Genomic DNA, 18321 nt, shown 5'->3' on the forward strand with positions numbered 1-18321 from the left:
CAGGATACGCAGATCCGGGTGTGGCCCGCCGCCGGGTTTTGTCCCTACCCGCCGGTCAGCCCGGGAGTTGGATCACCACCGGGCCCACACCGGGTACCTCCACCGTCGTCTCCGTCGGTCCCTGGCCGTCGTCGTCGCGTCGCCCGTTGCTCACATAGATGGTCACCACACTGCCGGGCATCGCCGAGTCCGACGGCGCGGTGAACACCACCGTGCCCTGCGGCCGGTTGCTGTCCACATCGAGCTGGTTGACCTTGAAGCCGGCGGACTGCAGCCGGGAGGTCGCCGCACTGGCGGTGAGTCCGCTGACCTTCGGGATGCGGCCGCGATCGCTGCCGCGCATGTACCGAGGATCGGTCGGTGGCAGTTTGACCGGCCCGAACTTGGTGGCCACCGGCTTGATGGCCTGATACCAGGTGCGGGCGGGCTCCATGCCGCCGTACAGGTTGCCGTCGTAGCACTGGCGCAACGGGCTGCTGCAGATACCGGTCGGGTTCGGGCCGTCGTTGTAGACGTAGGCCGAGCCGGCGATGTTGTTGGTGAAGCCGATGAACGCCGAGGAGCGATGGGCCTCGGTGGTGCCGGTCTTGCCCGACATCGGCAACGTCCAGCCCTGCGAACCGGCCGCCGCGGCTGCTGTACCACCGGCGCGATCGTCGTGGCTCATCGCATTGGCCAGCGTGTTCGCCAAGCCTTCTTCGACTACTTGTTCGCAGGAAGGAGCGGTGAACGGGATCGCGGTGAGCGCTGGCTCCCCCTCCGGGGTCATCACCGGATTGCCGTATGCGTCGCGCTTGATCCGGCTGATCGATGCGATCGGGTTCGGCGGGCACCAGGTGCCGCCGGAGGCGAGGGTGGCCGCGACGTTGGACAGTTCCAGCCCGTTGATCGGCAGCGGGCCGAGCGTGAACGAACCGAAGTTCCCGTCCTTGACGTACTGCGCCATGCTCTTGTCGCCGTAGCCCGACGAGCCCGGGACCGTGTACGAGCGCAGGCCCAGCCGCACCGCCATGTCGACTGCCGGCTTCACTCCGACTTCCTGCAGCAGCTTCACAAAAGCCGTGTTCGGCGATTGCGCCAGCGCCTGGGTCACCGACAACGAGGCGGGATAGCGGCCGTCGTTGCGGACGCAATAGGACTCCTCCGGGCAACCGGGGGTGTCGCTGTTACCCATGCCCTCCACCGCGACGAAGCTCGGCACCGGGATGTTCGACGCGACGCCGAGGCCCTTCTCCATGGCGGCGGCGGTGGTGAAGATCTTGAACACCGAACCGGCGCCGTCGCCGACCATCGAGAACGGCTGTGGCTGCACGGTCTGGCCTCGCTTGAGGTTGAGACCGTAGTCGCGACTCGACGCCATCGCGAGGATGTCGTGGGTCTCCTTACCCGGCCGGATCGCGCTCATCACGTCGGCGACACCGTCGGCGTCAGGGGAGGCCTGCGCCCGCACCGCACGCACGGTGGACCGCTGCACCTGCGGGTCCAGGGTGGTGCGGATGATGTAACCGCCGCGCATCACCGAGTCGCGAGACATGCCGTTTTCGGCGAGGAACTGCAGCGCGTAGTCGCAGAAGAACCCGTTGGCGTCGGCCGCGATGCAGCCCTGCATGGGGGTGCGCGGGCTGGGTAGTACCCCGAGGGGAGCCGCCTTGGCCGCCACGAGTTCGTCCCGGCGATTGGGGAAGTTCTCGATCATCGTGTCGATGACAGTGTTGCGGCGATTGGTCGCCGCCTCCGGGTTGGTGTAGGGATCGAGCGCCGAACTCGACTGCACCATGCCGGCCAGCAGTGCCGACTGCGGGACGTCGAGGTCCTTGGCGTGCTTGCCGAAGTAGGTCTGTGCCGCGGCCTCGATGCCGTAGGAGTTGTTGCCGAAGGGCACCACGTTCAGATACCGCGTGACGATCTGCTTCTTGGCCTCCTGCTTGGCGGCGGCATCGTCGAGCCCTTTGTCGCGTTTGGCCTGATCGATGAGCGACTGCTCCATCGTCAACGCCATCCGGACCTCCCGCAGTTTGCGGGCCGGGGTGGTCTCGATGGCGGCCTGGCGGTCGGCTTCGGTGCGCGCGAGGACCAGCAGCTGATAGTTCTTGATGTACTGCTGGTCCAGTGTGGAGGCGCCTTGCTGCACCTCGCCCGACGACGAGTTCTTCAGCGCCGCCCGGATCGTGCCCTTCCAGTCGACGCCGTCGTGTTCGAGGAATCGTCGGTCCTCGATCGAGATGATCGCGCGGATCATGTCCGGCGAGATGTCGTTGTACCCGACCTGATAGCGGTACTGGTCGTACAGCAGGGCGATGGGGTTGCCGGCCGAATCGGTCATCGTGGTGACCTCCGGCAGGGTGCCGTTGAGCAACTCGGAGGACACATTCTCGACGGCGGCGGCCGCACGGTTGGACATGACGCCCAGTCCGCTGGCCACGGGATACAACAATCCGGCCACCAGGACACCGGCCAACAGGCAGGCGCCGGCCAGTGACCACAGCTTCTTCGACTTCGGCACACGCACAGGATACGTGCGATGTGCGCGAAGCCGGCTGAGCGCGCGCCACCAAAAGGTCGCGAGCCGGTCACGACCCAGCCTCATCGCACACATTGCTTGTGACCTGCGCAGATCGTCCCGGTTTGCACGATGGTGCCATTTTCTTTGCCCCAGGGCTTGCGTCGTGATGCACAGATCCTTAAATTGAGTGCAGAATGTGACTCACTTAACAGTCGCCCTGAAGTTGTGAACCGCAACCAGCGTTTCGGTTAACGACGAGTGGATCGGGTGGACCGGGTGAGGGCATTCGGGTCAGGACCGTCGGGCGGCGCAGCAGCGCCGAAAGGGTCCGACGAGACGCAACGACAGACAGGGGTCGGCGGATGGCGATAGCGGCAGTTTCCACCGGAGATGACGCTCGATTGATGTGGGTGTCACAAGCGCGATGCCGGGGAGGGAACCCCGATGACCTGTTCGTCCGCGGCGCGGCCCAGCGTAAGGCCGCCACGATCTGCCGGCATTGCCCGGTCCAGCTCGAGTGCGGCGCGGACGCTCTCGACAACCGGGTAGAGTTCGGTGTGTGGGGCGGCATGACCGAGCGTCAGCGGCGGGCGTTGCTCCGGCAGCACCCGGAGGTCACCTCGTGGGCGCAGTTCTTCGAGGCTCAGCGACGGAGGCACCGCGCCGACGCGGTGTGAGTCGCGGACGATCAGCAGGCATGGCCGACCCGAATGGGTCGGCCATCGTCGTTGACTCAGCCCCGACTGGTGATCTGCTCGGCCACCGCCCGTAGCGCGACGACGTCGGCGACTTCGAAGGGCAGTGACGGAACCCCGACGATCGGCACCGTCGGGTGTGCGGCGGTGAAGCGCTGCAGCAGGTGCAACTCCCGCTTGCCGGTGGAGGCGCGTTCGGCGTGGATCTCGAGCACCCCGCGGGTGAGCTCGTCGTCCACGGTCTCCAGCGCGGCCTGCGCCGACGCCTCGGAGATGGACGTCAGATTCGGGTGGGTGCGGTTGAGGATGAGCCCGGCCAGCGGCATCCTCTCCTCAGAGAGCCGGTCGACGAAGAAGGCGGCCTCGCGCAGCGCGTCGGGTTCGGCCGCGGCCACCACAGCGAACTGGGTGCCCGGTTGTTTGAGTAGTTCGTAGGTCTTGGTGGCCCGGTCCTGGAAGCCGCCGAACATCGAGTCCAGCGACTGCACGAACGTCGCGACATCGCGCAACATGTCGCCGCCGATGATGGTGGAGACACCGCGCATCGCCAGGCTCATCGCGCCGGTGACCATGCGTCCGACCCCGCGTCCGCCGCCGACCAACATCTTCATCAGCCGCCCGGAGAGAAATGACCCGAGGCGCTGCGGGGCGTCGAGGAAGTCCAGGGCATTGCGCGATGGCGGGGTGTCGACGACGATCAGGTCCCATCGCTCCTGTTCGATCAGCTTGCCGAGCTTCTCCATCGCCATGTACTCCTGCGTGCCGGAGAACGACGACGCCATCGTCTGATAGAAGGAGTTCTCCATGATCGCCGAGGCGCGATCGGGTGAGGAGTACTCGAGCACCATCTCGTCGAAGGTGCGCCGCATGTCCAGCATCATCGCGTCCAGTGAGCCGGCACCCTCGCCGAGGCCGACGTTCACCGGCTGCGGATCATTGGTGAGCTCGGACATCCCCAGCGACTGGGCGAGGCGGCGGGCCGGGTCGATGGTCAGCACCGCCACCTTGCGACCGTGTTCGGCCGCATACATCGCCATCGCCGCAGCGGTGGTCGTTTTGCCCACGCCGCCGGCGCCGCAGCAGATCACCACTCGGGTCGCGGGGTCGGTGAGCACCGAGGCCATCTTCAGATCGAGCGGCATGAATCAGGCACCTGCCTTCTGCAAGAGGTTGGCGAGCTCGTAGATCGACCCCAGATCGATGCCATCGCCGAGTGCCGGCAACTCCAGAGTCGGCAGCTCCACCTCGTCGAGTTGGGCTTTGGCGACCTGCTGGGCTTGCAGGCGGGAGGCGTGCTCGATGGTCTCGGTCAGCAATCCGGACAGATCGCCGTCGGCGAGATGCAGACCGGCCGCCTGCAGGTGTTCGAGCACGCGGGGCGCATCGATGGTGCCTTCGGCGATCTCGTCGATCGACCCCGGCGGCAGGTGGGTGGGACTGACGCGGTTGATGATGAGGGTGCCCACGGTGAGATTCTTCGCGTGGAGTTCCTCGACCGCCTCGATCGTCTCCTGCATGGGCATCGCCTCGAGGAGCGTGACGAGGTGGATCACCGTGTCCTCGGAGTGCAGCAGTTTCACCACACCGTCGCTCTGATTGCGGATCGGTCCGGTCTTGGCAAGGTCGGCCATCGCCTGGGTGACGTCGAGGAAGTTGCCGATCCGGCCGGTCGGCGGCGCATCGACCACCACCGCGTCATACACCCGACGCCCCTGCTTGTCGGTGTGGATGATGCGCTCTTTGATCTTGCCGGTGATCAACACGTCACGCAGGCCCGGCGCGATGGTGGTGACGAAGTCGATCGCACCGATCCGTTTCATCGCGCGCCCGGCGAAACCGAGGTTATAGAACATGTCGAGGTACTCGAGCAGCGCGTGTTCGATGTCGATGGCCAACGCCGAGACCTCGCCGCCGCCGGAGGCCGTCGCGATCTTGGTGTCGGTAGGCGGCAGCGGCGGGATGTCGAAGAGCTGAGCGATGCCCTGGCGGCCCTCGCATTCCACCAACAACACCTTCTTGCCGTCGGCGGCCAGCGCGAGCGCCAGCGCCGCCGCGACCGTGGTCTTGCCGGTGCCCCCCTTGCCCGACACGAAATGCAGTCGCGCCCGTCCGGCGGACTGGGGCCATTCGTTGGTGTGCCCGGCTTCGTCGGGCGGTGTCTCGTTCACCACCGCATCACCATATCGACAAAGACGTACCCATTAGGCTCTAGTCCATGAGTGAATCGACCGCTTGGGAATACGCAACGGTGCCCCTGCTGACGCACGCGACGAAGCAGATCCTCGATCAGTGGGGAGCCGACGGCTGGGAACTGGTGACAGTCTTGCCCGGGCCGACCGGTGAGCAGCACGTCGCCTACCTGAAGCGTCCGAAGGGCTGACCGATGACAACGACGTGGTCGCAGCGGCTGGCCGAACTGGGCATCACGCTGCCCCAGGTGGTCACGCCGGCGGGTAGCTATGTGCCCGCCGTGCGTACCCGAAATCTCGTCTACACCGCGGGTCAGCTCCCGATCATCGACGGCAAGCTCGACGTCGCCGGCAAGGTGCACGAGGGTGCCGAGGGGGTCGTCGACCCCGACCAGGCCAACCGGGCGGCTCGGCAGTGCGCGCTCAACGCGCTCGCCGCGGTCGACGGACTCGTCGGCATCGACGCCGTCGTGCGGATCGTCAAGGTCGTCGGCTTCGTCGCCTCGGCCCCCGGTTTCACCGGCCAACCCGCCGTCATCAACGGCGCGTCGGACCTGCTCGGCGAGATCTTCGGCGATGCCGGTGTGCACGCCCGCTCGGCGGTCGGTGTGGCCGAGTTGCCGTTGGGCTCCTCGGTCGAGGTCGAGATGATCGTCGAGGTCTCCTGACCCGTCCGACCTCCCGGACGCACCCGGCCGGGAGTCGCGGCTAGTGGACGTCGCGCTACTCATCGCCGCGGCCGCCGCGGCGGGATGGGTCGACGCGGTCGTCGGCGGTGGGGGACTGGTACTGATCCCGGCCCTGCTCATCGTGCAGCCCGGACTGGTGCCGGCCACCGCCCTGGGCACCAACAAACTCGCCGCGGTGTTCGGCACCGCCTCGGCAGCCCTCGCCTACGCCCGGCGGCTGCCGGTCCAGGTCGGCCGACTCGTCCCGGTGTTCATCGCGGCAGTCGGGTGTTCCGGCCTGGGCGCCTACACCGCGAGCAGACTGCCCGCCGAGGTGTTCACGCCGGTGGTGCTGTGTCTGCTGGTCGCGGTGGGGTTGTTCGTCGCGCTCAATCCAGGGTTCGGCTCCGGACTCGCGGTGAATCGTCCCCGTTGGTCGGTGGTGCTCGGGTTCGTGCTGTGCGGAGTGGTCATCGCCTTCTACGACGGGGTGATGGGGCCGGGCACCGGCACCTTCCTGATCATTGCTCTCACCGCGCTGGTCGGCACCGGGTTCCTGGAGAGTTCGGCGATGGCCAAGGTGATCAACACCGGCACCAATCTGGGCGCGCTGGCGGTGTTTGCGTGGCAGGGCAACGTGCTGTGGCTACTGGGGTTGGGGCTGGCCGTCGCCAACATCGCCGGTGCCCAGCTGGGCGCCCGGATGGCGATCGGTCGGGGCAGCGCCTTCGTGCGATGGGTGTTGCTGGCGGTGGTCGTGGTGATGGTCGCGAAACTCGGATACGACCTCGTCGTCGGTTGACGGCCCGCCCGCGAGCGCGCTGCCCGCTCAGTGCGACAGGGGCCGGAAGTTGTTGCGATAGGCGCTCGGCGACAACGCCATCCGCCGTCGGAAGTGTGTGCGCAGGGCCTCTGGGCCGAGGCCCACCCGCGCCGCGATCTGTTCGACGGGATCGTCGGTGCGCTCGAGAAGTGCCGCCGCCGCGCGCACACGCTGTCCGGTCAGCCAGGCGCCCGGTCCCATCCCGTGGGCGTCGGTGAACCGGCGGTTGAAGGTGCGCAACGACATCGACGCGTGGTCGGCGAGGTCGCGCGTGGTCAACGGCCGATCGAGGTGGCGGATCGCCCAGGATGTGGTCGCCGCCAATCCGGTGCGGCCCGGCGTGTCCGCGTGGGTGTCGTCGTGTCGTCGGCGGCCGGCCGCGATCTCGTCGACGGCCTCGTCGTGCAGGCTGGCCCCCGGCGGCATGAACTGTGCCTGCCCGCCGGGGCGATGGAACGCCACCACGGTGCGTCGCGCGTAGTCCCGCGCGACGTCGGCGCCATGATCGCGCTCCACCAGATGCAGGCACAGATCGATGCCGGCGGCGAGGCCGGCGCTGGTGAGGATGTCGCCGTCGTCCACGTACAGCACCGCCGGGTCCACCATGACCCGCGGATACCGGGTGGCCAACGCATCCGCATCCAGCCAGTGGGTGGTGGCGCGCCGTCCGTCGAGCAGGCCGGTCTCGGCCAGGGTGAAAGCGCCGACACAGATCGAGAGCAGTCGGGTCTGCCGACGATGCGCCGCCCGCAGCGCCTCGAGGACCGGCGGCGACGGCGTGCGCCGCGCGGCGTCGTGATAGCCGGGGATCACCACGGTGTCCGCCTCGGCGAGCGCCTCGAGTCCGTGTTCGACATGCACCGACACCCCGGCGCAGGTCGGTACCAATCCGGGTGTCTCGGCGCAGGTGATGAGCGTGTAGCGCGGCGCGCCGATGTGCCCGAAGATCTGGACCGGGGCGGCCATGTCCATCATGACCAGACCATCGGTGACCAGGACCACCACCCGGTGGGCGTCGGTTGGCATGAATCAAGGGTATACCGGCATTCATGCCGCTGGTGCTGCGCGACCGGGCGGTCCACGCTGGATGGGTGACCGAGCACACCTCTTCCGACCCGACGGCCGTCCCCCAACCGCCGGTGCTACCGCCCCGCGCCACGCTCGTGCGGGTACAACACCGGACCATCGCCTTGCTGTGCGGCGCGCAGGTCCTCGGCGGCCTGGCGATGGGTGCGTCGCTGGCGCTCGGCGCGATCCTGGCCGAACGGCTCTCCGGCTCGGAATCGGTGGCCGGCCTCGCCACCACGGTGCTCACCCTCGGCGCGGCGGCCGCGGGTCTGCCGCTCGCGGCGCTGGCCCAGCGCGCCGGCCGTCGACCGGCGCTGGCAACCGGATTCGTCATCGCGGCGGTCGGGGCCGCAGTGGTTGCGATCGCGGTCGACGTCGGCAGGTTCCCGTTGCTGCTGCTCGGAATGGCCGGAGTGGGCAGCGGTACCGCGGTCAGCCTGCAATCCCGTTTTGCCGCAACCGATCTTGCCGAACCGCGCACGCGCGGACGCGATCTCTCGCTGGTCGTGTGGATGACGATGGTCGGCGCCGTCGCGGGCCCGGCGTTGCTTCCCATGGGGGCCGAGATCGCCGGCGTACTGGGTGTCGACGAACTCGCCGGACCGTTCGTGATCGGTGCGGCCGGTGCCGCCGCGGCCGCGCTGGTGCTGTGGTCCGGTCTGCGGCCCGACCCGCTGTTGCTCTCGACGGCGGCCGCGTCGTCGGATTCGACGGCCGTCGCGAAACCGTCGGTCGCGCAGGGGTGGCAGACGATCCGGCAGATTGCCGAGGCCCGCAATGCGGTGGTCTCGGTGGTTTCGGCGCATGCGGTGATGGTGGCGGTGATGGCGCTGACCCCCGTGCACATGACCCACGGCGGTGCGAGTATCACCCTCGTCGGGCTGTCCATCAGCGCCCACGTCGCCGGCATGTACGCACTGGCCCCAGTGATGGGCATTCTCACCGATCGGGTCGGCCGGGTACCGACGGTGGTGATCGGCCAGGCGCTGTTGCTGGCAGCGTGCGTCACCGGCTTCGCGGCGCAACACAGCCAGCGCGGTCTCGTCGTCGCGCTGGTCCTGCTCGGACTCGGCTGGTCGGCCACCACCGTGGCCGGCTCCACGCTGCTCACCGAGAGCATTCCGGTGCCGCAACGTCCGCGGGTGCAGGGGATCTCGGACACCGCGATGAGTCTTGCGGGGGCGATGGCCGGCGCGTTGGCGGGTGTCGTCGTGGGGCTGTTCGGGTATCCGGTGCTGGTGCTCGGCGCCGGTTCGATCAGCGTGATCGCCGCGATCTATGTGCTGACCGATCGCCCCCGTTGACCCCACGCACCGCTACCGTTGTCCGCACAGACGCCGAGCGGGGTGGAGATGATCGGGACGACGGGTGTGGTGGTGCTCGCCATCGGCGGCGGGCAGGCCATGGGAGAGGTGGAGTTGCGCATGGCCGGTGGCACCGAACGGTTCCTCGCCCTGGCCGCCGAGGCGATCGGGGTGGACGAGACGGTGCTCGTCGTCGAGGAGCGGCCGGGCCGGGTGGTGATGGTAGAGCGCTGGCTGCCGATGCCGTCCTGACCGTGTCATTCGAACGGACGATGCCGGGAACGGCCCCGTAGGATCACGGCGTCTAAGTGGTGACCGCGTGCCCACCGCGACGAGACGCCGTGTCCCGGCGGCGATTCACGATGCACCCAGGAGGCTCCATGCTCGGCTACTACGTCCCCGAACCCGACGAGGCGATGCTCATCTCGGGTAAGAAGTCCGATGTCGGCGGTGGTCCGTTCGACGTCGTCGTCGGTCACGGCCGATGGGTGTTGCCGTTCTTCCGCAAGGTGCGGTTCCTGTCGATGGCCATGCACGAGGCGCAGATCCGCGAGGTGTGCGTGACCACCCAGGGCATTCAACTCGACGTGCGTGCGGTGATCGCGCACAAGGTCGGCGGCGACGTCGCCTCTATTGTCAACGCCGGTCAGCGATTCATCTCCGAACAGGAGAACGAGATGAACCAGCTCACGGGGCAGATCTTCTCCGGCCATCTGCGCTCTATCGTCGGCTCGATGACCGTCGAGCAGATCATTCGCGAACGCGACACCCTCGCGCGCCAGGTGCTCGAGGCGTCCAAGCGAGAGATGGGCTCGATCGGGCTGGTCGTCGATTCGTTCCAGATCCAATCCATCGACGACATGGACTCCGGCTACATCAACGCACTGGCCGCACCCAACATCGCGAAGGTGCAGCGCGAGGCCGCCGTGGAACGCGCTCGCGCCGACCAGGAATCGGCGAAGGCGCAGCAGGAGTCGTTGCGAAACCAGGCCGACTACGAGCGGGAGACCTCGATCAAGCGCGCGCAGATCAAGGCCGAGACCGACAAGGCCGACGCCGAGGCCGCCCAGGCCGGTCCGCTCGCACAGGCGCGGGTCAACCAGGAGATCATCCGGGAGCAGTCGGTCCTGGCCCAGGCCGAGGCGGAACTGCGTGAACAGCAGCTGATCTCCGAGGTCGTGAAACCGGCCGAGGCCGAGGCGCGGCGCACCCACATCATCGCCGAAGCCGATGCGCGTGCCGTGGAGATCCAGTCCGCGGCGGCCGCCAAGCACAATCGGATCGCGCTCGATCAGCAGATCATCGAACAACTCCCGGCCCTCGTGGGTGAGATCGCGAAGGGACTCGGATCGTCGAACCTCACGGTGTTCAACGGCGCCGACGGGGTCAACGAGGTGATGACCGGGGTGGTGACGCAGGGGGCTGCGCTGCTGAAGAGTCTGCAGAGCGAGTTCGCGCCCAAGGTCATCGTCGACGACGAGGTCGCCGACGACATCGACCGCTCGGCGTGAGCGCTGCTCGGGGTTACCGCCCTCGCGGCTGACCTCGACCGCGGCGGCACCCCGGTGGTGGGTAGTGTCGGAAGACATGACTGACAGCGGAAACGGCGACACGGCACAGCATCCCGCCTATGGCGTCGTACGCGAGGTGACGCCGTTCGCGTCGGTGCTGCTGTGCAAGAACCCGGGCACGATGGAGCTCGACGGAACCAACACCTGGATCCTGCGTGCTCCCGGCCATCCGGAGTGCGTCATCGTCGATCCGGGCCCGCCCAACAAGAAGGGGCACGTCAAACGCATCGCGGAGCAGCAGGGGATTGCGCTGGTGCTCATCACCCACCGTCACTTCGACCACACCGGCGCCATCCGGCGACTGCGCAAACGGGTCGACGTCCCGGTGCGCGCGCGGTCGGCCAAGTTCACACACGGTGCCGCGCCGCTTGCCGACCGGGAGGTCATCGACGTGGCGGGTCTGCGGATCACCGTGCTGCACACTCCGGGCCACACCGGGGACTCGCTCAGTTTTCTCGTCGAGTGCGACGGGGATCGTGCCCTGCTGTCGGGTGACACCATTCTCGGCAGCGGCACCACCGTCATCGACCCCACCGACGGCACCCTGCGCGACTACATGAACTCGCTCAACCGCATCATCGTCGAGGGTGAGGACGCGGTGCTGTTGCCTGCGCACGGACCCGACCACCCACAGGTGGGGCCGGTTGCGCGGTTCTACAAGGCACACCGGGAGGAACGGATCGATCAGATCGTGGCCGCGCTCGACGAGCTGGGTGTGTCGGCCGACAAGGCGAAGCCGATGAAGGTGGTCCGCAAGGTCTACGCCGACGTCGACAAGTCGCTCTGGCCGGCCGCCAAGATGTCGGTCAAGGCCCAGTTGGAGTACCTGCGGGACCGCTGACACAGTTCGTCCCCCGGGTATCGTTTCCTGCCCCGGCGGCCGCAGGGCAGGAAACAATACCCGGGGGACGAACCGCCAGGTCAGTGGGCTACCGCGCGCGGCGTGCGAGGCGCTCGGAGTCGGCGATCAGGACGCTCTTGCCCTCCAGGCGCAGCCAACCGCGCTGAGCGAAGTCGGCGAGTGCCTTGTTGACGGTTTCGCGGGAGGCGCCGACGAGCTGCGCGATCTCTTCCTGCGTGAGGTCGTGCGTGACGCGCAGCGCGCCACCCTCCTGGGTGCCGAACCGCTGCGCGAGCTGCAGCAGCTGTTTGGCGACACGGCCGGGCACGTCGGTGAAGATGAGGTCGGCGAGGTTGTTGTTGGTGCGGCGCAGACGGCGGGCGAGCACGCGGAGCAACTGCTCGGCGATCTCGGGACGGTCCTTGATCCAGGCGCGTAGGGCGTCGCGGTCCATCGATACCGCACGCACCTCGGTCACGGTGGTGGCCGACGACGTACGCGGCCCCGGATCGAAGATGGACAGTTCGCCGAACATGTCCGACGGTCCCATGATGGTCAGCAGGTTCTCCCGACCATCAGGCGAACGACGGCCGACTTTCACCTTGCCGGACAGGATGATGTACAGCCGATCACCGGGTTCTCCCTCGTGGAAGATCACATGCCCGCGAGGGAAATCGACCGGTTGAAGTTGCTTTGTCAGCGCTGCGACGGCGGAGGGCTCGACACCCTGGAATATGCCCGCCCGCGCCAGTACGTCCTCCACCTAAGGAACCTTTCTCGTCCTAACCACACTCGCATGGCAACCCCACGCCGGTGGTGATCTATGCCGTCGGTCGCCGTGTTGCCTCGTGCAACGCTACTCTCGCCCCAAGCATATGTGTTGAATGGGTCACTGGCCGGTACATAGCGGTGAGTCGGGGCGGGTGTCGGCTATCGCCTCAGCTCGCCCGCTGCGGTGAGGCCGAGAATGCGCTGTCGCGGGCGGCGTCGGCCGCATCGGGCGCGCGGCGGGCACGGAACTCATCCAATGCGGCGGGAAAACCCTCTTTGGCCAGCGTGTCGACCTGCGCGGCGTCTGCCGATTCCAGGAACTCTTCGACGTGATCCTGGGTGACCGCGAGGCGGTCGATCCTGGCCTGAACCTTCTCCATCGCGAGTGCGAAGAGCATCAGCACAGCCGGGAAAAGCAGCGCGGCGAGTCCTTGCATGGGGACAGTAAACACAACTCGGGGAGCCTCTCGCCAACCAGAAGGACCGGCTTCACTGACTTGTTACCAAGGCGAAGCACGGTCAGGATCGGCAATTCACCACCCCGCCGGAGGCATCTCTTTGGGCTACTTCGCCGCGACGTGGCTAACCTGAATTGCGTGACCGCACGTAAGACCACCGACTCCGCAGAGGCGTCGGCGAGACAGACGCGCGTCCGCGGCGGTGGGCGCCGGTCGAAGACCGAGACCCATCTAGGGCTGGTACGGCGGGCACGTCGGATGAACCGCACGCTCCAGATCGCCTTCCCCCACGTATACTGCGAACTCGACTTCACCACTCCACTCGAACTGTCGGTCGCGACGATTCTGTCCGCGCAGTGCACCGACGTCCGGGTGAATCAGGTCACGCCGGCACTGTTCGAGCGGTATCCCACCGCCCGGTCGTATGCGGAGGCCGACCGAACCGAACTCGAGGAGATGATCAGGTCCACCGGCTTCTACCGGAACAAGGCCAACTCGATCATCGGACTCGGTCAGGCCCTGGTGGAACGGTTCGACGGCGAGGTGCCCGACACCCTCAAGGAGTTGGTCACCCTGCCCGGTTTCGGCCGCAAGACCGCCAACGTCGTACTGGGTAACGCCTTCGGCGTCCCGGGGATCACCGTCGACACCCACTTCGCGCGATTGGTGCGGCGGTGGGGTTGGACCGAGGAGACCGATCCGGTCAAGATCGAACGCGCCGTCGGTGAACTGATCGAGCGCAAGGAGTGGACCGACCTCTCGCACCGGGTGATCTTTCACGGTCGACGTGTGTGTCATGCGCGCAAACCGGCGTGCGGTGTCTGCATTCTGGCCAAGGATTGTCCGGCGGTCGGCACCGGGCCGATGGCCAAGGCCGATGCCGCGAAACTGGTGAAGGGCCCCGAAACCGAGCATCTGCTGGATCTGGCGGGGCTGGCGACGCAGTGAACCAGACTCCGAGGAGCGCGGAGTCGGGACCCGACGAGGACGACGATTCCGCCGCCGCGCCACCACCCCGCCGCACCAGCCGCTTTCCTTCCTCGGCGCGGTGGACCATCGTGTTCACCGTCGTCATCCTCGCCCTGGTCATCGCGATCTGGCCCCGCGGCGCCGACTCGGACTCCGGAGGCCCTGCGACATCGCCGACGGCGACCGGGCCGCGGGCAACCGACGCGCAGGCCGACGACGCCCAGATGGCGCAGGCCAGACAAGACGCCGCGTTGCCGCCGTGTCCGGAAACCGGACTGCCCCAGGCGGCCCGGTCCGCGCTGGCCGGAGTCTCGGTGCCGTGTCTGGCCGACGGCGCAGACTACGACGTCGGCACCGGCACCGCGGGTCGGCCGATGGTGGTGAACATGTGGGCCGTCTGGTGTCTGCCGTGTCGTCGGGAACTCCCGGTCGTCGACAGCTACGCCCAACGCGCCGGCGATGCGGTGACAGTGCTCGCGGTGCACGCTCAGGAAGGTGCGCAGAATCCTTATCTGGCGCTGCGGTTTCTGATCGAGAACGGCGTGCACCTGCCGTCGGTCCTCGACACCGACGCCGCGATCGCCGCGGCACTCGGCGCACCCCGGGTGTTCCCGTCGACGATCCTGGTGCGCGCCGACGGCACCGTGGCCAAGGTGCTGCCCCAGGTGTTCGACACCCCGGACGAGATCGCCGACGTCGTGCAGCAATACCTGGGGGTGAGCACGTGAGCGCCGAACACGATCCCGGTCCCGCCGCGGGTCGGTTGGTTCCGACCGAACAGGTTCCGCCCTGGATGCGTCGCCTCACCGACAACGTCGCCGCAGTTACCGACTCGGTGCTCAACCGCGGCGGCGATCGCACCAGGTGGGCGTCGATGCTCGGCCGCGACAAGCGGGCGGCCGCGGTGTTGGTGCTCATCGGCGGTGCGTGGGACGAGGCAGTCGACCATCCCGGCGGGCTCCCACCCGACGCCGAGATCCTGCTCACCGAGCGTGCACCCACCCTGCGTCAACACAGCGGGCAGGTCGCATTTCCCGGCGGCGGGCTCGATCCCGGCGACGACTTCCCGGTGGGCACCGCGATGCGCGAGGCAGCCGAGGAGACCGGACTCGTCCCCGAGGGGGTCGACGTGCTCGCCAACCTGCCGTCGTTCCCTGTGCCGGTGTCCAGTTTCGACGTGACCCCGGTGCTGGCGCACTGGCGTGAGCCCGGCGAGGTGCGCGTCGTCGACACGGGAGAGACCGCGCGGGTGGCGCGCGTCAACCTGCGGTCGTTGCTCGCGCCGGAGAGCCGGTTCCAGGTGCAGCGCACCGTGATGGGCGCACGTGCCTACAAGGGCCCGGCATTCATGGTCGACGGCCTGCTGGTGTGGGGATTCACCGGCGGGCTCATCGCCGCGATCAGCGAGGTCGCCGGCTGGGATGTGCCCTGGGACCACTCCGACGTCCGGCCGCTGGACCAGGCCATCGCGGCCGCCGGTAGCCCGCAGACCATCGGTCCGGGTGCGGTGTTGCCGGCCCACCTGCGTCACCAGGCAGAGGATCGCACCCGGTGACCGGCTCGGGGTGGGTCGATCTCATCGTCGTGGTGATCGCGCTGCTCGCCGCGGCCAGTGGTTTCCGACAGGGCGCGGTCGCCTCGGCGCTGGCATTCCTCGGGGTGGTGCTCGGCGCCGTCGCCGGCATCCTCCTCGCGCCGCATGTCATCTCGAATTTCGAGGATCGCACCACCCGACTGCTGGTCGGGGTGGTGTTGCTGGTGGGGCTGATCATCATCGGCGAGGTGTCCGGGATGATCCTGGGTCGGGCCGCGCGCAGCGGCATCCGGTCACGTGGCGTGCGCCGCGTGGACAGCGTGATCGGGTCGATGCTGCAGGTTGTCGCCGTGCTGATCGCGGCATGGCTGTTGGCGATTCCGCTGAGCAGTTCCGCCGAGACGCAGGTGTCCACCGCGGTGCGCGGGTCCAAGGTGCTCACCGGCGTGGACGCGTTGGCGCCGCAGTGGCTGCGTGACCTGCCCAAGGACTTCAGCGCGCTGCTCGACAACTCCGGTCTGCCGCAGGTCATCGGACCGTTCGGACGTACGCCGGTCGCCGAGGTGGGCCCGCCCGATCCGACGGTGTTGCAGCTACCGGCGGTGGCGCAGGTCCGGCCCAGCGTGGTCAAGATCGAAGGCACGGCGCCGAGCTGTCGGCAAGCGCTCGAAGGCAGCGGATTCGTGGTGTCCCCAGAGCGGGTCATGACGAATGCGCACGTCGTTGCCGGTACGCGGCGGCTGACGGTGTCGTCGCCGAACGGGCAACAGCTCCCGGCCCGGGTGGTCCTGTTCGACAGCGACAACGACATCGCGGTCCTCGACGTCCCCGGTCTGACGGCACCGGCGTTGAGGTTCGCCGACGGGGAAGCGCAGACCGGTGACGACGCGATCGTGCTCGGCTATCCCGAGGCGGGCCCGTTCGCGGTCAACGCGGTGCGGGTGCGCGACAAGATCAACCTGTCGGGGCCCGACATCTACCGGACCGGTCAGATCCTGCGGCAGGTGTACACCGTTCGTGGCGTGATCCGGCAGGGCAACTCGGGAGGCCCGATGATCAACTCGGCCGGTGAGGTCGTCGGCGTGGTGTTCGGCGCTGCCGAGGACACCAACGACCAGACCGGCTTCGTGTTGACCGCCGAGCAGGTGCGGCAGAACCTGACCGATTCGGAGGCGCGTTCGGCGCGGGTCAGCACGCAGACGTGCGTGCACGCCTGAGCCACCACCCGGGTTTCCCGGCGACGTCCGCGCCTGGTCCGCGGACCGGGCGGATCAGCCCGCCTCGGTGCGTAGCAGCCCCAGCAACTTCTCGGTCACCACATCGGGCTGTTCTTGGTGGGCGAAGTGTCCGCTGTGGGCGATCGGCCGATACTGCATGTGTGCCGCATACCGGTGACTCGCCGCCATCACATGATCGAGGATGTACGGGTCGTCGGCTCCCCGCAGCGCCAGCACCGGTAGATGCAGCCGCTGATTCATCAGCTCCATGAACCGCGATCCGTCGGGACGGAACTGGGACCGGAACGCCCAGCGCCGGTACTCCAGGCTGGAGTGCGCGACGTAGGGGATCTGCACCGCCGAGCGATTACGGTCCACGGTGACCGCGTAGTCGTCGGTGGCCTGCCAGCTCGGCGAGGCCCGCTCGGCGAAGTACTGCGTGAGGTAGCCGCCGTCGTGCGCCGCGAGCCGACGCTCACCCAGCTTGGGTAGCTGATTGTGCAGGAAGCCGGGCAGGAACGCACGGCGCTGATGTCGGTCGGCGATCACGGCGCGACGCAGTGCACGTGGATGTGGGGAGGCGATGACGGCCACCCGATTGACCACGCGTGGGTGCAACGTCGCGGTGGCCCAACACACCAGCCCGCCGTCGGCGTGGCCCACCAGGGTGGCATCGGGGTGGCCGAGCGCGCGGACCAGTCCGTTCGTATCACCGGCGAGGGTCCAGCCGTCGTAGCCGCGGGGCGGCTTGTCGGAGTCGCCGTAGCCGCGCAGGTCGACGGCCACCGCCCGGTATCCCGCTTCGGCCAGCGCCGTGATCTGATGACGCCAGCTCCACCAGAACTCGCCGAATCCGTGCAGGAGCAGCACCAGCGGACGGTTGGCGGTACTCGGGTCGGGCGCCTCGACGGCGTGGAAGCGCAGCCCGTTGGCGCGGACGTCGAAGTGATGCCAGTCGCCGGTGACGCGGACGCTCGACGGATCAGGCGGTCCGGCCACCACTCATCCCTTGGCGGGATCGTGCGCGCGCGGTATCGCCGGGTGCTCACCGTCGGTGGGTTTGGTCGCCGACGACGAGCTGGGATGACTGCCCGGCAACACGGTGGGCACTTCCTTCACGCTGGCGATCGTCTTCTTCGGGCCGCGGACCTTGCGGAACAACACATAGCCGACGAACGCCATCACGACGGTGATCAGCACCAGGATCGCGAACACGATCAGGAACGCCAGCCACCGCGGCATCCAGTTGTCCAGGAGTTCGGCGAGGAAGAAGAAAAAGAAGAAGCTGGAGTAGAGGGCCATCACGCCGGCCACCACCAGCAGCCCGGTTCCGGCCCCCGCCTTCTTGGCCTCCCCGACGAGTTCGGCCTTGGCGAGCGCGACCTCGGAGCGGAACAGCGTCGACACACTTGCCGAGGCGTCCTTGACCAGGTTGCCGATGCTGGGTTCGCCGTTGCGGCCGTGGGTGGGATCCGACAGCGGGATCGACGGGGCCGATCCGGCGTCCTGAGCGGTTTGGCCGGGCTCGTTGCGGCTCACAGAATCCTCCGTACCTCTGGTGTCGGACTCATGTTGCCATGCATGCGCTCGCGTGGCCGGTAGCGGGGGAGATATCTCGCGTCGAGTGGGCACCATTTTCCGTCGAGTGGGCGCCGCTTCTCGCCGAGTGGGTGCGCGTCAGAAAGACGCGCGCCCACTCAACGGAAAACG

Annotated in this window: 20 protein-coding genes; 12 read left to right on the forward strand and 8 right to left on the reverse strand. The window is 68.0% G+C overall.

Going from position 1 to position 18321, the window contains the following annotated elements; translation table 11 throughout:
* Positions 1 to 55: 55 nt before the first annotated feature.
* On the reverse strand, positions 56 to 2503 hold the full coding sequence (locus VX037_RS18205; protein ID WP_235721754.1) for a penicillin-binding protein: 2448 nt from the start codon (positions 2501 to 2503) through the stop codon (positions 56 to 58).
* A 362-nt stretch (positions 2504 to 2865) separates the two neighbouring features.
* On the opposite strand from VX037_RS18205, the gene VX037_RS18210 reads away from it, so the two are divergent.
* Positions 2866 to 3180, forward strand: a complete 315-nt coding sequence (locus tag VX037_RS18210; RefSeq protein WP_160903936.1) for a WhiB family transcriptional regulator — start codon at positions 2866 to 2868, stop codon at positions 3178 to 3180.
* A 56-nt stretch (positions 3181 to 3236) separates the two neighbouring features.
* On the opposite strand, the gene VX037_RS18215 is transcribed toward VX037_RS18210, so the two are convergent.
* Both VX037_RS18215 and VX037_RS18220 read right to left on the reverse strand, forming a co-directional pair.
* Positions 3237 to 4340 (reverse strand): ArsA family ATPase, encoded by a 1104-nt coding sequence (locus tag VX037_RS18215; protein ID WP_235721755.1) that lies wholly within the window; start codon positions 4338 to 4340, stop codon positions 3237 to 3239.
* Positions 4341 to 4343: 3 nt separating this feature from the next.
* Entirely contained in the window at positions 4344 to 5369 is a 1026-nt protein-coding gene (locus tag VX037_RS18220) for an ArsA family ATPase (protein WP_235721756.1), read from the reverse strand.
* 44 nt (positions 5370 to 5413) lie between these two features.
* On the opposite strand from VX037_RS18220, the gene VX037_RS18225 reads away from it, so the two are divergent.
* Genes VX037_RS18225 through VX037_RS18235 form a run of 3 tightly spaced genes read left to right on the forward strand, consistent with a single transcriptional unit; the run spans position 5414 to position 6857 of the window.
* On the forward strand, positions 5414 to 5578 hold the full coding sequence (locus VX037_RS18225; protein ID WP_235721757.1) for a DUF4177 domain-containing protein: 165 nt from the start codon (positions 5414 to 5416) through the stop codon (positions 5576 to 5578).
* A 3-nt stretch (positions 5579 to 5581) separates the two neighbouring features.
* Positions 5582 to 6055 (forward strand): RidA family protein, encoded by a 474-nt coding sequence (locus VX037_RS18230; protein WP_235721758.1) that lies wholly within the window; start codon positions 5582 to 5584, stop codon positions 6053 to 6055.
* Positions 6056 to 6098: 43 nt separating this feature from the next.
* Entirely contained in the window at positions 6099 to 6857 is a 759-nt protein-coding gene (locus VX037_RS18235; RefSeq protein WP_235721759.1) for a sulfite exporter TauE/SafE family protein, read from the forward strand.
* 27 nt (positions 6858 to 6884) lie between these two features.
* On the opposite strand, the gene VX037_RS18240 is transcribed toward VX037_RS18235, so the two are convergent.
* Entirely contained in the window at positions 6885 to 7904 is a 1020-nt protein-coding gene (locus VX037_RS18240) for a GlxA family transcriptional regulator (protein ID WP_235721760.1), read from the reverse strand.
* Between the two features lie 113 nt (positions 7905 to 8017).
* Between VX037_RS18240 and VX037_RS18245 the strand changes: the two genes are divergently transcribed.
* From VX037_RS18245 to VX037_RS18260, 4 genes are all read left to right on the forward strand, one after another.
* Positions 8018 to 9250 carry an MFS transporter gene (locus VX037_RS18245; RefSeq protein ID WP_372474949.1) on the forward strand — a complete coding sequence of 411 codons (1233 nt, stop codon included), beginning with the start codon at positions 8018 to 8020 and terminating at the stop codon, positions 9248 to 9250.
* Between the two features lie 48 nt (positions 9251 to 9298).
* Complete coding sequence (locus tag VX037_RS18250) at positions 9299 to 9502, forward strand: hypothetical protein (protein WP_235721762.1); 204 nt, start codon at positions 9299 to 9301, stop codon at positions 9500 to 9502.
* A 128-nt stretch (positions 9503 to 9630) separates the two neighbouring features.
* A complete protein-coding gene (locus tag VX037_RS18255) occupies positions 9631 to 10761 on the forward strand; it encodes a flotillin family protein (protein WP_235721763.1) in 1131 nt (376 codons plus the stop codon).
* A gap of 76 nt (positions 10762 to 10837) precedes the next feature.
* A complete protein-coding gene (locus VX037_RS18260; protein ID WP_235721764.1) occupies positions 10838 to 11662 on the forward strand; it encodes an MBL fold metallo-hydrolase in 825 nt (274 codons plus the stop codon).
* Positions 11663 to 11750: 88 nt separating this feature from the next.
* Here VX037_RS18260 and VX037_RS18265 read toward each other — a convergent pair whose 3' ends face one another.
* Positions 11751 to 12425: a Crp/Fnr family transcriptional regulator gene (locus VX037_RS18265; RefSeq protein ID WP_006330855.1), complete on the reverse strand. Its 675-nt coding sequence runs from the start codon at positions 12423 to 12425 to the stop codon at positions 11751 to 11753.
* A gap of 175 nt (positions 12426 to 12600) precedes the next feature.
* The gene (locus VX037_RS18270; protein ID WP_235721765.1) at positions 12601 to 12870 is read right to left on the reverse strand and encodes a hypothetical protein; all 270 of its coding nucleotides are present in this window, start codon (positions 12868 to 12870) and stop codon (positions 12601 to 12603) included.
* A 159-nt stretch (positions 12871 to 13029) separates the two neighbouring features.
* Here VX037_RS18270 and nth point away from each other — a divergent pair, with 159 nt between their 5' ends.
* The 4 genes from nth (at position 13030) to VX037_RS18290 (ending at position 16611) form a co-directional block, all read left to right on the forward strand.
* Positions 13030 to 13839: an endonuclease III gene (gene nth, locus VX037_RS18275; protein ID WP_372474943.1), complete on the forward strand. Its 810-nt coding sequence runs from the start codon at positions 13030 to 13032 to the stop codon at positions 13837 to 13839.
* Positions 13836 to 14588, forward strand: coding sequence for a redoxin family protein (locus VX037_RS18280; RefSeq protein WP_235721766.1), 753 nt, complete (start codon positions 13836 to 13838; stop codon positions 14586 to 14588). The genes nth and VX037_RS18280 overlap by 4 nt, the downstream gene beginning before the upstream one ends.
* Positions 14589 to 14653: 65 nt before the next feature.
* A complete protein-coding gene (locus VX037_RS18285; RefSeq protein ID WP_235721998.1) occupies positions 14654 to 15415 on the forward strand; it encodes an NUDIX hydrolase in 762 nt (253 codons plus the stop codon).
* Positions 15412 to 16611, forward strand: a complete 1200-nt coding sequence (locus VX037_RS18290) for a MarP family serine protease (RefSeq protein WP_235721767.1) — start codon at positions 15412 to 15414, stop codon at positions 16609 to 16611. The genes VX037_RS18285 and VX037_RS18290 overlap by 4 nt, the downstream gene beginning before the upstream one ends.
* Positions 16612 to 16665: 54 nt before the next feature.
* Here the strand turns inward: VX037_RS18290 and VX037_RS18295 are convergent, their stop codons facing one another.
* Both VX037_RS18295 and VX037_RS18300 read right to left on the reverse strand, forming a co-directional pair.
* Positions 16666 to 17610: an alpha/beta fold hydrolase gene (locus tag VX037_RS18295; protein WP_235721768.1), complete on the reverse strand. Its 945-nt coding sequence runs from the start codon at positions 17608 to 17610 to the stop codon at positions 16666 to 16668.
* A 3-nt stretch (positions 17611 to 17613) separates the two neighbouring features.
* Positions 17614 to 18150: a phage holin family protein gene (locus VX037_RS18300; protein ID WP_235721769.1), complete on the reverse strand. Its 537-nt coding sequence runs from the start codon at positions 18148 to 18150 to the stop codon at positions 17614 to 17616.
* Positions 18151 to 18321 lie beyond the last annotated feature (171 nt).

Origin of the sequence: Gordonia sp. Z-3 (genome assembly GCF_036233855.1) — a bacterium.
GTDB lineage: Bacteria > Actinomycetota > Actinomycetes > Mycobacteriales > Mycobacteriaceae > Gordonia > Gordonia tangerina.